This is a genomic window from Microvirga lupini, from assembly GCF_014191055.1.
GTDB lineage: Bacteria > Pseudomonadota > Alphaproteobacteria > Rhizobiales > Beijerinckiaceae > Microvirga > Microvirga lupini_A.
This window is the reverse complement of the sequence record NZ_JACHWB010000004.1, coordinates 408,486-423,211: the sequence shown is the minus strand read 5'-3', so window position 1 is coordinate 423,211 and position 14,726 is coordinate 408,486. Positions and strand designations below refer to the sequence as shown.

General features: G+C 63.0%; 9 protein-coding genes. 2 read left to right on the top strand and 7 right to left on the bottom strand.

What is annotated here, in order from left to right:
* The first annotated feature begins 130 nt into the window (after positions 1–130).
* A complete protein-coding gene (locus tag FHR70_RS17190) occupies positions 131–1,783 on the top strand; it encodes a hypothetical protein (protein WP_183452374.1) in 1,653 nt (550 codons plus the stop codon).
* Between the two features lie 70 nt (positions 1,784–1,853).
* On the top strand, positions 1,854–2,588 hold the full coding sequence (locus FHR70_RS17185) for a HEPN family nuclease (protein WP_183452373.1): 735 nt from the start codon (positions 1,854–1,856) through the stop codon (positions 2,586–2,588).
* 135 nt (positions 2,589–2,723) lie between these two features.
* On the opposite strand, the gene FHR70_RS17180 is transcribed toward FHR70_RS17185, so the two are convergent.
* From FHR70_RS17180 to FHR70_RS17150, 7 genes are all read right to left on the bottom strand, one after another.
* Entirely contained in the window at positions 2,724–3,353 is a 630-nt protein-coding gene (locus FHR70_RS17180; protein WP_183452371.1) for a hypothetical protein, read from the bottom strand.
* A 1-nt stretch (position 3,354) separates the two neighbouring features.
* Positions 3,355–4,218, bottom strand: coding sequence for a hypothetical protein (locus FHR70_RS17175; protein WP_183452369.1), 864 nt, complete (start codon positions 4,216–4,218; stop codon positions 3,355–3,357).
* Positions 4,219–4,232: 14 nt separating this feature from the next.
* Entirely contained in the window at positions 4,233–4,712 is a 480-nt protein-coding gene (locus FHR70_RS17170; RefSeq protein ID WP_343058834.1) for a hypothetical protein, read from the bottom strand.
* 209 nt (positions 4,713–4,921) lie between these two features.
* Entirely contained in the window at positions 4,922–5,317 is a 396-nt protein-coding gene (locus tag FHR70_RS17165) for a hypothetical protein (RefSeq protein ID WP_183452367.1), read from the bottom strand.
* Between the two features lie 12 nt (positions 5,318–5,329).
* The gene (locus FHR70_RS17160) at positions 5,330–6,187 is read right to left on the bottom strand and encodes a hypothetical protein (protein WP_183452365.1); all 858 of its coding nucleotides are present in this window, start codon (positions 6,185–6,187) and stop codon (positions 5,330–5,332) included.
* On the bottom strand, positions 6,187–8,373 hold the full coding sequence (locus FHR70_RS17155) for a UvrD-helicase domain-containing protein (protein WP_183452363.1): 2,187 nt from the start codon (positions 8,371–8,373) through the stop codon (positions 6,187–6,189). Before FHR70_RS17155 ends, FHR70_RS17160 begins: the two co-directional genes overlap by 1 nt.
* The gene (locus tag FHR70_RS17150) at positions 8,370–14,726 is read right to left on the bottom strand and encodes a DEAD/DEAH box helicase (protein ID WP_183452361.1); all 6,357 of its coding nucleotides are present in this window, start codon (positions 14,724–14,726) and stop codon (positions 8,370–8,372) included. The genes FHR70_RS17155 and FHR70_RS17150 overlap by 4 nt, the downstream gene beginning before the upstream one ends.

Below are 14,726 nucleotides of genomic sequence, written 5' to 3'. Positions count from 1 at the left end.
CCCTGACCGATGCCTTGGCTCTCCGGCCCTGCACACTCATGCCGAGTCAGCCCATGCCCCGAAGGCGGCCGAATCGCTAAGCTTAAGCGGCCGTGCTACTGATGGGCGGCTACAAATGTTGGGAATCCCTATGGACCAGAAGGCGATTGACCACGGGACGAGTTCGCCCTCCAAATCTACCCAGAGCGTGGACTTGTATCTGCGTCCTTCCACGCTGGAACTCAGCGGCCACACCCCCCAGGGCGGCCCTCCCGCCCTTGAGGACGCACGCACCCTGATCGGCGTCGTTTCAGGCTTGGACCACAGAGCGGCGGCACACCTCCAGGTCCTCTCGGACAAGGGTGCTCCAAGGTATGTGAAGTTGGTCATCGTGCTGTCGGCAGCCTGCCCGACGACCAAGGACGTGTTGCTGGACCTTTACGAGATCCAAGTGGCATCCGGTGGAGACTACGAGTTCCATCTGTACCTCCACACCGACAACGTCACCTCGCCGACGAACGTCCTCTGGGTGCAGCGGGAGAACGACGATTGCGGAACGGTCCTGATTGGGGCCGACCAGAACTTTCTCCTGAACGCCCCCGAAGCAACGCGGCTGACGCTTGGTCTCCCTCTTAGCCTGCAGCAGGCAGACAGCCTTCGCCAATGGATAGACTTGGTGCAAGGCAGCTCCACCCGCCTCTCCCGCGAGGTGTGCGATATCCCTCGCCTGGTTCATCCCGAAGGCACCGAGGAGGGCCGGCTTCTCTGGGAGGCTTACAAGGAGCTTCTCGACGATCAGCCAGGGGCTCTGAACACGGTCACGGTGGACCCGGAAACCGGCGACGTCACAGTCGAGGACGACGAAGGCAATCCCGTACCAACGCTCACCAGCTCCGGCATCTTGACACCCATAGACCCGTTGAAGCGGGATCTCAGCGGGGTATTCGAGAAGGGCGCAATCGCCATCGTCAACGAGGCAAGCCGCCTGCCCCCATTACGACTGCCCTTGCCACCGACCCTGTTTGAAAAGCAGGGCAAGGACACCGCGGGAACCGTGGTACGCGAGTCAAAGTACCGTCTAAACATCCTGCCTGACGAAAAGATGCTGAAGGAGATCGAAAACGCAAAAACGCGTTGCTCCACCCTTTTGAGGAAGTTCAGCTTCGGGATGGGAGATGCGCAGAGGTGGGTTCCATCCCTCGCCAGGCCGCTCTTCGAGGCCGAGCTCCAAAACGAGGACCAGAAGGGAAGAACGGCATTGGTCGCTGCCATCGGGGGCGACATAGAAGCCTTCATCGGGCGCCAGAGCAAACGCATCATCGACGACGCGCGCACCATGGCAGACCAAATGGGCCGCCCCCTCAGCGAGAACGACCCCGCCTTGGCTGGCATCCTGGACAGTGCCAGGGCCCGCTTGGAGAAAGCGATGGATGGGCGGTTTGCCCCCCTTTACGAATACAACAAAGTCATTCCGGAGATTGGGGCAAAGAGCGCCCACCAATCCGGCTGGGGCCACGTGGCAGCGTTCCTGACCGAGGTCGCAAGGCTGCCAAGGCTTGCACTTACCGATCCATACTACTCGCGGGGCACGGAGCTGCTTTCGAAGGCGAGCGGGCTTCGCAAATATCTGCAGGCCATGGACGTCCTGGGCGACACCCTCGTGGCCGCGTACCTGAGCAACAGGAACGTGGATTCGGACGCCGAAAGCGACCTGGAGTATATCGCCTATCTCACAGCCGAGTGCCTGACTGAACGTGAACTTTGTGAAGGGCTCCTGGCGCTGATCAGAAAACCCCGATCTTAGTTGCGATCCCTTCTCACCGCTCTTGCTGAAAGTTCGAGTTCGCAAACACCGCAAAGGTGCGTGATATCCCATGGCATATCCAATCGGCCCCCTCCTGCAGGCGCTTGCGGAGCGCATTCTTGCAAACCTTGATCTGATCCAGTCCCTGGCCCCAAAGCCTGGAGATCCTGATCAGAACCGTGCTCCCTACTCTGATACGCAGCTCCTGATCTCGTTGCTGGGAGTTCTGGTCTTCCCACACGAGCGGGCTCCAGATGCATTGGGCGAGCTATTGAAGGGTTACAAGCCCCTGCCCGATGCAGTCAGGATTGTGTACCCATCCCCGACAGAGCTTAAGAATGGCGTTGAAATCACGGGCGCAGACGGGGAGAGGGAGAGGGTCGACCCGGGGTCGCTCAAGAACCTTCCTCGGCTTCTCCGCAACAGCATCGCTCATTTCAATATTCTGCCATTGGAACGTGACGGCCTGTTCAGTGGTGTGAGGGTGTGGAACAAGGACGACGACGGAAACATCACGCTCGTCGCCGATCTTGATTTCGAAGAGGTGAGGTCGCTTGCACGTCACATTTTGAAGGCACTCGCACAGCCCAAGCGGCCTTTGAGGTTGGATGATCCACAGGACCCGATGCAGTTGCTCGGCAGAGCCCCAGCAAGAACGACACGGTCGAAGAAGCCGCCGCGGGTGACCGATACCTTATGGGCGAAACTCGTCGAAGCCTGCGATGGGGATGCGATTAAGGCGAAAGACGAGCTGGACAAAGCGGTCAAGGAGAAGGCTGACCAAATCCTGGCCAAGCGGCGTTGACCCGTCTCTGTCTCTATCAGGCTGATCAAGGGCATTGCCCCAGGCGGCAATTCGCGCCTGAAGGCAGTGCAACTGGTTCGTTGGTGTTCACATGCGACTGCCTGCAAGGTGGAGTCAACGACGGCCTCCCTCTTGCTAGGCGGCCTCTATGCCCATCTTAGCTTTCAACAGGGCCTTGAACTCGGTGACTGCATTGTTCACCGCGCTCTTGTCCGCGAGATGCTTCAAATCGTATTCCTTGCTCAATGCCCGGAACGGCGGATCGGAATGTTCCACCAACTCTCCGTCCTGATCCGGCCAGTCGGTCGAGTTCCAAACATCCTCGTACCAGTTGAGATCAGCTGATGATGTGCATTGCCATGCTACCAGCCTGATCTTCGACACGGATTTGGCAACATCGGTGAAGTCTTGCGGGTCCGGCTCCTCCCCCGTCTCGGGATCCGAAAAGCCAGTGTCCGAGTCCAGGGTGATTTCGAGCATCCATTCACCGGCCTTGGGATGGTTCCGCTCGGCTCCCTGCGGAAGGCAAAGATACGTCATCTTTCCCATCGGCAGCATGTCCCATGCCCAACGGGTGGTCGGGTCCTTCAGCCTCCCAACGGGACGATCATTGTTCACGGGCTCCCAGAGATAGAATTCATGTCCGTCGAATCCGTCGGCGATCAAACGAATGATGTCCAGCGCCCGACGCTGATAGGACCAAAGCAGCCTGTAAGCGCGCCGCACATCGGTCAACGCTGTCGAGAGTTCAACCATCTCGTTCATATCAAAGCTCCAACTTACGAAGGACACGGCCGTCTGACAGGATCGGCCTGAACCGCATGGTGGTTGCCGCCCATCCCGCTAAATCGCCGAGATCTGTCATCGGCACCGGTTCGGAATCAGAGACGGCCCAGGAGCGCAGCTGGGCTGCAGACCGCTCGAAATTGCCCCGCAGACGGTCGGAACAGGAGGGCAACTCAGCGAGGGGTCGGACGCGGCGGTAGCCATGAAGCGCTAGAGCCTCCTGAAGATCAGTGACAATGCGGCGGACATCTCGGCGCTCGATGTCAACCTCATCCAGGGCGGTCATAAGATCAGACCAGTCGGCGGCAGCGGCTTGGACACTGATGCCGTGTTGCTCGGCTATTCTCTCGGAGAAAGTCGAGACGGTCATTTCGGCACTGCCCCTTAACCCGCCCAGGGCTAGGAAATAGCATTCGTCCGGACCGTCCTCCCCGGAATACTCCTCGTCATGCGCGATCCACTGCTGGGCCCATTGGTCGGGATACTGAACCCCATCCAGCTTGCTTTCGATGATGAGGGTGACAGTCCGCGCCGGATCACCGACGGCGAACCGGAGCACTACATCGGGTTCGACATCCTTCTTCAGACGCGAGTTCGCCTTGGTCCAAAGTGGCCAGAATTCGATCTCCTCCAGAGAGGCCAGCCGGCGATTGGGAAGGAGATCCGGTTTGAAGGTCTTCCGGAGAAGTTGCCATATGATCTCCCCGTCCAAGTAGGACAAGCGCTCGAAGATGGTTGCAGTGAGCAGATCCTCCGAGCGTTTGAACGTGCTCTTCAGGGATGCGCCTGGTTTGACGTCGTCTGGAAGGGTTCTTCCCTTACCGTGCAGGATGGCATTCAGCATCTTCGATCCAAGCCCTACTCGACACCCATACGCCGTGCCGCCGTTGGGCAGAGCATCTTGAATTGCTCGATCAATGGTGGCAGGCCGGAAGCGCAAGACGTGTCCGCCTCCTCCCCAAGCGGAAACCTGACCTTCCGTGGCGCCTGGCTGCCGTAGCGGAACTGGATGGTCCCCGCACGGCAGTCGGCCTGTGCTGCCAGCACGATGTTTCTCTCAGTCTTCTGGTATCGGGAGACGCATTGCCCTGTCGTGAGCTTACCGCCGTATTGCTTCGTCTCGCCGCCAGGATCCCGCTCGCAGTATTCCTCAAGATCAGCCTTGGTGATGATGCCCCTCATCGTCGCGGCGGACGTGTCGATGCCCAAGCGCTCGACAACCGTGCCGTTCCATGACTTGCAGGATGCCACCGGAAAGTCGCCGCCGGCATAGGAATGTCCTGGGATGAGCAGCACCCAAAGCGCTGCTGCCACCCGTGGAGCAGTAAAACTCTTCACGTTCATCTCCCCCGTTGATTTGGAGCGCAACTCCCGGCGGTTCCAGTTTTGGCCGATGCTTGATGGAATGGCGTCTGCTCTTGGACCGACACTCATGGATCCTTTTCGATAGATGTCCATGATGGTTCCTTAGGCTGGCCTCCCAGAACGAGAATACCGATTCGACATTGCGGCGCGGATTATTTGGTGACGGTCGTCCTGGCGCCGCGTCAGGGCAGAGCCGCCAAGATGCGGATGGCCTGATCCGCCGACATGATGGGAACAGGAAGCAGCGGCTCATCCTTGAGTTCGGGAACACCCAAGAGATTTGATAGCCGCCCATAGCGCTCAGGATCATTCCGATCCGGGTAAGGGATGCTGATCTCCGGCACCACGATGCCCTCTGCGGTCACGGCCTTCTTGACGGCCTCCGTCGGCGGCAGCCAGAATCGGATCGCATCCAGCGTGACTCGCTCGAAAGCGAAAACCTCGCGCCCCTCCACGGTGCGAAAGGTGCACTGGTAGAGCCGGTTGGGCTGATGCCGCTCGAAACGCGGGTCGCGCTCCACGGCCGCCTCGATTTCCAACCCGAGGCGGGATGGCTTCTTTGGTTCACGCTTCTTCATGACTTTCCCGGTCTAGCTGAGAGGTCCCGTTTTCCTGATCCGCCGCAGGATCTCGCGCCCGCCTGTTGTGGTGGGTCCGAAATGCACCCCGCGTGCCTGTTGGCCCGTGTAATGGACTATGCTTGGCACCCCCTCCTGTGCAGGAAGGCCCCAGGTCTTGCTCTGGCGGGTCACGATGATGCTGAGTTCGTCCCCCTGCGCCCGCGGCAGGAGTACATCGCGAACATAGCGCCGGGCTTGGAGGGTCGAGGGAAGGACCTCAAGGAGTTTATGCCCGTTAAAAGATGTGGAGTGATAGGGCACAAGCTCAATGCATGCGACGCGTCGAGACAACTCGCGCAGCGCATTGCGGTAGCTCCCACACAGAGGGACAAGCTCCATGGCGACGGCCCTCAGCTTGCGCTCCCACCACTGATAGCCGCCTGTCCAGCAAAACTCTGGATCCAGGTTGAGGTTGGGGAACTCCATCCCGTGGACGGCCTGGGAGAGGTTGCCCAGGACACGATCCCGCCAAGAGGGGCAGCGATACTCGACATGAAAGTCGAAAACGCCGCCACCACCCGGGTTCAGCAGGAGGATGAAGATGTCAGCCCGGGCGAGGTCGCCTGCATATGGGACAGGGAGAAGCGAGAAATAGAACCGGTCATCTCCGACACCGAGGCTGTCCGTCTGAACGACGGTGTCGAAGTTCTCGGCGGCGGCCGTCGCAAGCCACCCTCCATGGGGAGACTTGGCGATGACCGGGCGATCCTGTGGATGGACGAAGGGAGCTTCGTCCTTGAAGCCAGACCAGAATGCCGGCAGCATGAATCGCTGCAGAGCCTCATCAATGGCCGGATCCGCAAAGGCAGCGGAAGTGCTTGAACTCATCACGCTGCCCTCGCCTGCTGTGCTGCCTTCCGATCACCCGCCGTTGCTTTTGGCAGCAGGTCGCTCGCATCCCCCGAAGTCGCTACGAAAAGGCGTTTCTTGGCCCGCGTGGACGAGACGTGCAGGAGCGCCTTGTCCGCCTCAATGACCTGCCGCCTGATCGCGGCATCAGGCGCGGCATCTAAGAGCCAGCGCGGTGGCATCACACCGTCGTTGACATCGACGATGGCGATAGCCGCGAACTCCAGCCCTTTGGCGCGATGCATCGTGCCAAGGCGCAATCCGGCCTTGGTCCGGTCGTCCGCCTTCTTCCGCGCGAGCATGTTCACCTTGAAGCCGAGGGCCTTCAGCCCGTCGGCCGCTGCCTTCACGAGATCGTTCGTGCGCGCAAGGACGCAGATCTCGCTCTCCTCGATGCCGTCTGCCTTGCAGCGCTCGATCCATTCCACGAGCGCCGACAGTTCGTCCTCCGGAGAGGAGGTGATGGCGATGTCCGGCCGCGGACCGTGGAAGAGGCTGCGGTAGCCCTTCAGGTCGTCGGTGGAGTCGTCGAGGTCATCGACCGTAACGCCCTGAATGATGGCCTCAGCGAAACGCCGGATCTCGTCGGAGGTGCGGTAGCAGATCCGGAGCTTGCGGCTGCGGCCCCGCACATTGATGCCGCACTTCGACATGGCCGCCCGCCGGCCGTAGATGCGCTGGTGCGCATCCCCGACAATGAACAGGCTGTCGGGGCCGGCGACGCCATCGGCCTTTGGAGCGATCTCCGCAATCAGCCGGAAGGCCTCGGCCCCAAGGTCCTGCGCCTCGTCGACCATGATGGCCCGGTAGGGCAGCAGGGCCGGCTTGGCACGCAGGATATCGCGGGCGTGCCGATAAGCGTCCTCGGGCTCGGAGAGCTGCTCCTCGTCGAGCCTGGCGCGGTAGGCCGCGAACACGGCCCAGACCTTTTCCTTGGTCTTCCGGTCGATGGATGTGCCACGCCCGGTCCGCTGCACCCTGAGGTATCCAGGCATGTCGGAGATGCCGTTCGCCTGAACGACCTGGCGCCATTCGTCCCGCAGGAACTCCAGGCTCAGCCCAATGTCCTTGCCATGGACCCGGAAGGCGGCATCCCATGCATCCGTCTGGCGGGGATCATCCCCGTACAGGATTTCACGCTGATAGCCCTGGCGACGGAGGAAATCGGTCACCCATCCATCAAGATGCATGACCTCGATCCGGTCCATCTCCTCCTGAGAGCAAAGATTGATCAGGTTGGCTTTGACATCAGCCGCGAGGTTGGAAGTGAAGGTCGTAAAGAGGATCTTGCCCAACGCGTCCTTCGCGGTGATCAGGCGGCCGGCCAGGTAGCGGGCGCGGTGCATCGCGACCACGGTCTTGCCGGTGCCGGCGCCACCCCTGACGAGAACTGGGCCATTCCACTGCCGGTTCACGAGCTTGCGCTGCGATGGATGGAGGAAGATGCGCCAGAACTCCAGCGGTTCGTCGAGCACCTTCTGGAGCTCCTGGTCGTCCTCGACGAACCAGAACGAGCGTTGGCTTTCCGGGGTCTTGAGAGCCGCGGCGAAGTCGTCCGCGGAAATGTTGGAAGCGGTGGTGCGCTCCAACTCCTCCAGCGTCTCCTCAACAGAGTAGCCGGCCGCCAGGCAAACCAGGGCGTCGTAAGCGTCGGCCGGGATACCCGGCTTGTTGGCTTCAAGTTCCTCGTCGGTCCGGATGGCCCGGATGGCCGGCAGCAGCGCCTCGGGAACGCCGACGGCAACCAGGTTGGCATCGCTGTAATCGGCGAACCGGGGTTTCTCGGCGGCCCCTGCGGCCTGGGCCGCGGGGGGAACCTCGACCAGGCTCATGTCGGTGACCTGCACCGAGGCGGTGAGCGGGTTGACATCGATGATGCGGTCACGCGCCCAGCGGTAAGCGTCGTCGTGCTTGTCCATCCACAGCACGATCAGGGCACCACCGCGGTCGTACACGATGGCGCGGTGGCCCTGGTCGATCCGAGCCGACTTCATGTGGCGATCACGGGCACCCTCGATGCTCTCGAAGTTGATCCCGTTCGCGGCGGGATCGTTCTTGAGCTTGAGGATGAGCTTCGCCGCCTTGTCCTGAACCGCGCGGGGCAGCCGATTCTGCGACAGCAGCGCGTCGATCATGATGTGAACGTCAGGCTTCCGCGCGGTCATGCCGGCTCTCCCACTGGATCGTCTTCAAAGATGTTGTCCTGCCCGGCATAGACGATGATCGTCCAGCCCGGGAAGAGGCGTGCGAGGTCGGGTTCAAGCACGATCCCCTTCTTTTGCTCGGGCCAGGCAAGCTCCAAGGTTCCGATGGCGTTTCCTTCCGCATCCGCCACCTCGTAGAGGGCCTCCGGCGGCGTGACCGGCGGAACCTTCTGCCTCAGCTTCCGCACGAGCGGCAGCAGGTCGGCGAGAACTAGGCGCTCCACGTCGGCCCACGCCTCGCTGTAGGCATCCTCCTGCTCGGGCGCCGGCCGGGGAGCGGGATCAAGTCCGATCTCCTCCGTGCAGCCGACGTACAAGGGGCCTCCGAACTGAAGCAGGTTAAGAAGCCGCAGGGCGCCATTCCAGGCCTTCTTGGCTTCCGGCGACTCCGCCAGGCGGTGCTCGAACCCGACGACCGTGGTCAGCGTGCGGCCCTGGGGCCATTCGGGCGGCCGCCACGGCTGCTCGACCGCGACCGTCACGCACCCCACGCCCTTGTCGAGCCTGTAGCCATAGAGTGGCGTGCCCGGCATCGCCTCCAGCGTCGCCCGCCCGGCGTCACCGCTGAACTCTTCCGTGGCCGCCATGACGGCCTTGGGATCCTTGCCGGCCTGCATGCCGGACAGGAACAGACCGGTCGAGAGCGCGCACGCCCTTCCCGTCCAAGCGGTCATGTCCGGGCAGCGGACGTACCGCAGGAACTGATCGAACGGCGCGGCCTCCAGGACGGCCCTGAGGTCCGTCAGGGTCTGCTCTCCATCCGTAAGGCGATTGAGCATGGGTCCCGGCAGCGACGAGGAAGGATCCCAGAAGTGCTTCTTCGCCTCACCTCCGGACGCGGTCTCGACATCGGCCCAGGTCAGCGACCACACCAGGACGTGTCCGGACCGGATGAGCTCCTGGCGCACCCGCAGGTCGTTGGGGATCCTGTCGTGATGCCATTGCCACCCGTCGAGATAGATCGCGACGGGCTTTGAGCCGGGCGTCGGGACGGCCGGCCAGAGGACGAAGTCGGCGCGGGTCTTGGGCACACCCGGGAAATGCTTGCTGAGGTCCACCTGCGGCTGGAGCCGCCACTCGCCATCCCCGTGCTTCACGAAGAATCCGGGCTGTGCGTTGACCACGGCCTTGATGAACTTGCCCCCCGCAGCCTGCACGTTGTCCCTGAAGCGGGCGACGAACATCGCCTCAAGCTCGCTCTCAAGGGCCTTGTTCAGCTTCACGCCATCGACGTTGTCGACGGGGCGCAGCTTGTCCCAGTCAGCCAGGATTTCGGCGATGATGCCGCTGGCCGTGTCGCGCGACACCTCCCCGCGGCCGAACGTCGAGGCATGCGAGCGGATGCACCGCGGGCAGCCGTCCTTGCGCGGATCCGTGTTGCAGACGCAGTCACGCATGTGGGCCAAGGCAAGCGCGAACACGTCCTGCATCTCGTCCGGCCTGGTGGCGAGCTGCTTGAGATAGCCCGTTCCGCCGGGGACGGTGTCGTAGAGGTACAGGTACCGCCGGGTGAGCGGGCCGTCGGCCGTCTCCACCAGCGACGTGCGAAGATGGTCGACCTTGCCCTTGAAGTGGAGGCGCAGGCCGAGGTCCATCGCCGCGCGCAGGGACTTCACCTTGTCGTGGTCCTTGGATGAGGCGAGCGGCAGCAGGAACCGGATCGCCTCGGATGTGAACTCCCGGTACAGGTAGACGACCGAGACGTAGGTGTCGTCATCCTCGGAATTCACCTCATGGCAACGCGGTTGATGGAGCCCCTTCTTGGAGCCGTCCCGGCGCATGCGGCGGATTTCTTCGGGATCCTGAACCCGTCCGCAGGAACGGCAGAGGGAGAACCCGTGCCCGAGGCGGCGCTCGCCGGCCACCTTCTGCCCGGACGGCGTGTCGCCGTTTTCGCCGAAGTTGACCTCGCGGAAGGTGCAGCGCCGGAGATGCTCGAAGGCGAACGGCAGGGCGCCGTCCTCGACCGCATAGGCGTTTCCAATCTGGTTGCGCTCGAACGCAGGCAGGTAGTCGCGGTCGAAGTAGCGGGTCTCACGCTCGTCCCCGTCATCGCCGATTCGGGTGTTCCGGTCGTTGCCGACGGCGTAGACCTGCTTCAGGCGGATCATGGGCCGCCGAGCGCCCTTGTCGGCCCACATCTTGGAGCCGCAGCAAGGACAGCCCTCCTCCGTCGTCTCGGCCTGCGCGAGCGCCATGTGGGTGCAGTCCGGGCAGACCCGCCAATGTTCGATGGGCGAGGCCGAAAGATCGATTTGATCGATCTTGAGCTTGCGGCTGTCGGCATAGAACAGCGCGCTTGGGGCGAACTCGCCCAGGGCCGCCGCCGCTGGCCTCATGTACTCCGTGATGGTCGGGGCCTTGTCCTCCTCGCTCGCAACCTCCGTGCGATACAGGATCGACTTTAGCGTGACGCCCTGCTCGGGGAAGAGATAGTTCGGGAGAATGCCCCGGTCCGTGAGGAAGCCGACGATGTCGCCGCTGTTGATCTCGCGTTTGATCATCCCCAGGGCCCGCTTCTCGCGGTCAAGCGCGTCCAGGCGCTCCTTCAGGTCGGTGGGCGGCGGCTGCTCGGCCTTGAGCTTCTTCGCCATGGCCGATGCGGCGTCCATGCGCTCCTGGATTGCGGAGATCTCGGCGGAGACGCCGGCGAACTCGTTCGCGACGGCATAGGCGAGACTGTCGTTCTCACCCCCGAACGCGAACGCCCGGAGGGCCTCCAAGGCCTCGGTGTCCTCCAGAAGCCGTGGGAACAGGCGACAGAAATCGTTGAACAGGCTCTCGGCCTTCTCCTCGACGAACTTGAACCAGAACAGCGGGAAGGCATTCTGGTTCTTCGCCGTTATGGCGTTGAGCGCATCGCGGACCTTGCCGTAGCTCTTCACGCCGGCGCCAGCCTCCGACACCCAGCGATCCAGCGTGTAGGCGGCGAACTGGCGCTTCAGGATCGCCACCGCCTTCAGGTGGACGCCCGGGGTCCGCACCTTGCCGGAGATCATTTCCTCCGGATCGGCCCAATACCACATGTCATGTGGCCTGGCGGTCGCAACGGTCACGTTGAGCGAGTTGCCGTCACGGCGTCCGGTGCGCCCGATGCGCTGGACATAGTTGGCCTGCTCGGGCGGAACCGAGCACAGCACCAGGGTGGACAGGTCGCCAATGTTGATGCCCATTTCCAGCGTCGGCGTCGCGGCGAGCAGGTTCGGATACCAGGTCTTGCGGTCATCCGTCATGAACCGCCGTTCGACTTCCTGCCGCTGCTCACGCCCCAGCAGACCGGTGTGCTCCGCCGCGATAACCCGCTTGATGCGTCCCTTGGTGAGGATCCGGGTGCGGAAACGGTTGCGGCGCGCATCGCCGTCCAGTCCCATGGATCCTTCGCAGCCCACCCGGGTGCATCGCATGCCTGTCCAGACGTCGACGAACTCCTGGGCGGCGGGGATGTGATGCAGGTTGCCGCACGTGTCGCAGCGGACGGTGGCGGACTTGGCATGCACCCGGACGGTTTCGGGCTTCAATCCCCAGGCGCAGGTGGCCGCGACATCCTTTCCGACGCCGATGGGAAGGCGCTCGACGAGGTTGCGGTTCTCCAGGACCTTGAACATCAGGTTGTAGAAATCGCGGTACAAATCGCCCGTGAGAACCAGCTTGTGCTCGAACCACTTAAGGAACCAGGGCACATACCAGCCCCCGATGCCGTCAGTGGCCACGGGCTCGAAGCCCCGCAGGACGCGGTTGGACGGGAACGTTGGCTTGGGTGCGGCCGGGGCGTACTGCGGCAGCGAACGCCCGTGCGGATGCGCCCTCACCACCGCGTACCAGTTCGCCTCCCGGGCCACGTAAAGCCTAGTGATGTCGGTCGCGACGGCTCCGCGGGCCCGCATATGATCGAGGAGGCCAACGAGGAAACGAAGCAGGTCCTCCTGGGAGATCGCATCCGAGGCCATCCCAAGATCGTTCCGCATTCTTGCGGCGATCTCCTCGCACAGGGGCCCGACCAGAGAGAGGTCGGTATGCGGGGCGGCGAGTCCGGTCCTTTCGACCGTGGCGCCAAGGCGCGAGCGGAAGGTGAGTTCCGCGAAGCTCTCCCAGGCGAGCCTTTGCTGAAGGTACTCCGGCAGCTTGCTTCCCGGCGGAAGCTCGTCCGTTGCAAGGAGCGCCTTGTAGTCGTTGCGCCATTCCATGTCGGCCGGCAGGTACGTGGCAACGAAATCGCCGTCCGGCGTCTTGTCGCCCAGCGCCTTCTGCATCGCCTTGGGGGCTTCGGCCTCGACGGTCTCCATGTTCGGCGCTACGGCCTCGCACACGAAGCGGGACAGGCCAGCCCTGAACACGTTGGAGGCGTTCCGGGCCTGCAGGACGCCGGCCCGGTGCGCGGCATCCTGCACGGAGTCTGAGAAGGTCAGGAGCTTGGGGTCATCGTTGTGGTCCGACCCGAACATGGTCGCCACCATGCCCGTCACCAACGTGACGGACTGCGCCCCCAGAATGCCGAGGCCATTGGGAGCCCCGCAGAAGGTGCAATCGTGGTCGACCCGGAACTTCTCGTCGGTGAGGCGCCCCGGCTTATGAACGAAGACCTCGATGAGTTTGTCCGTGGATGCGCGGCAGGACCCACAGCCGCCCTCCGGGCAGGTTTCGCCATAGTGTGGCACCAGGCACTCGGTGCAGAGCCAGGCGGACCGCGTCTGGCCAACAACCCGGCGCTTGATCCGCGGAACCGGCGACTCCCGGAAGATGAAGCGGAGGCGATCCGAGTAGCCGAAATAGGCGCTGTAAACCTCCTGGAGTTCCGCCCCCAACGGGCGGCGTTCGTCGTTCGGCGTGACGGTGGCCCATCCCGCGCCGCCGCAGGCCCGGCAATGGATGACCGGAAGGGCGCGCTGCTGCTCCTCAAAGCCCAGGTCATCGTGATGCTGCAGGCGCGGCGTCGTTCCGACATTGGCCACCATGCGCCGGAGCTCGCGCAGCCAGAGCTGATGACGGACGTTGAAGAACGGCATCGGGATGGGCTTGCCGGACTCGTCGACGGCGTCCGGATAGATCCGTCGCGCATGCGCGATCAAAGCCGTCAGGGTGTCGATCAGGGCGTCGAGGTGGTCGTCGCCGAGTCCCCGGTAGAGCTTGTTGCGGCGAAACTCCTCCTTGATGTCGGTGTAGGACCGCGGACGTCCCTTCAGGATTTTCAGGAGCGTCTGGAAGAAAACGTGCCCGTCCAGCATGTGTCCGAGGGACACCCGCCAATCCGTGGCCGAGACATCCCTGGGAGGCTGGGCCTTGAGCCAGAAGCCGAAGGCAAGCCGCACGAGCTCCTCAGGCGTGAGGTCGTCCGTCTTGCGCACAAGTGCGGTGATCTGATCCTCGGCCGGCACGTCCAACGCTGTGATCTGGATGTCCTCCAGATACTCGTTGACCGACTGGCGGTCCTCCAGGACCACCGACGAGGCGTCAAATGGCTCGTCGAATATCTCGCGCGCGTAGGCCACGAGGTCCTCGATGGCCTCGGGCCCGCCGAGGGTCGCCGAGGTGCCGACGCAGCAGAGATCGCCGCTGCGCATCTTCAGGCGATCCTTGAGGCGCCGGATCAGGCTGGCCAGGTCCGTACCTTGGGCGCCGTCAAAAGTGTGAAGCTCGTCAACGATCAGGTGGCGGAGGGTGTCGGGCCGGTTCTTCTCCCAGATCTCGCGCTCCTCCGGGCGGACGAGCATATAGTCGAGCATCTTGTAGTTGGTGAGAAGGATGTCTGGCGGGTTCTTCACCAGAGCATCGCGGGAGTCGATGATCCAGGTTGGCGTCATCACCGACGACGCGTTTTGGGGACGCTCATCAGCGTAGATGCCAGCCCGCAGGCCCTTGAGCCTCGGGTTCTTGTCGATGAGCTTTGCGATCCGTCGCGCCTGGTCGGTCGCCAGGGCGTTCATCGGGTAGATGATGATCGCCTTGATACCAGGCTCGCCCTTGGCCTTGGCGCAGCTGTCGAGCACGGGCAGGAGGAAGCACTCCGTCTTGCCCGATCCGGTTCCGGTCGCCACGAGGGTCGATTTGGGGCGTATCCCGGAGAGGCGCTCGAACGCCCGCTCCTGGTGCCTGTACGGCCTGAACCCGAGCGGAACGTCCGGGAAGAACTCCTCAGCCCGCTCACTGCGCCGGAAGGGCATGTCGAGCGACAGCCATGGTCCCTTGATGAGTGCCTCCGGCTCATCAAGGAAGCTTTCAATGATGTTCTCGAAGGCCTTCGTCGACGGCGAGAACGAGGCACGCAGCTGGTCTTCAACGCCGGCCCGGACTTGCCGCGCAAGGATAGAGGGAAGCAT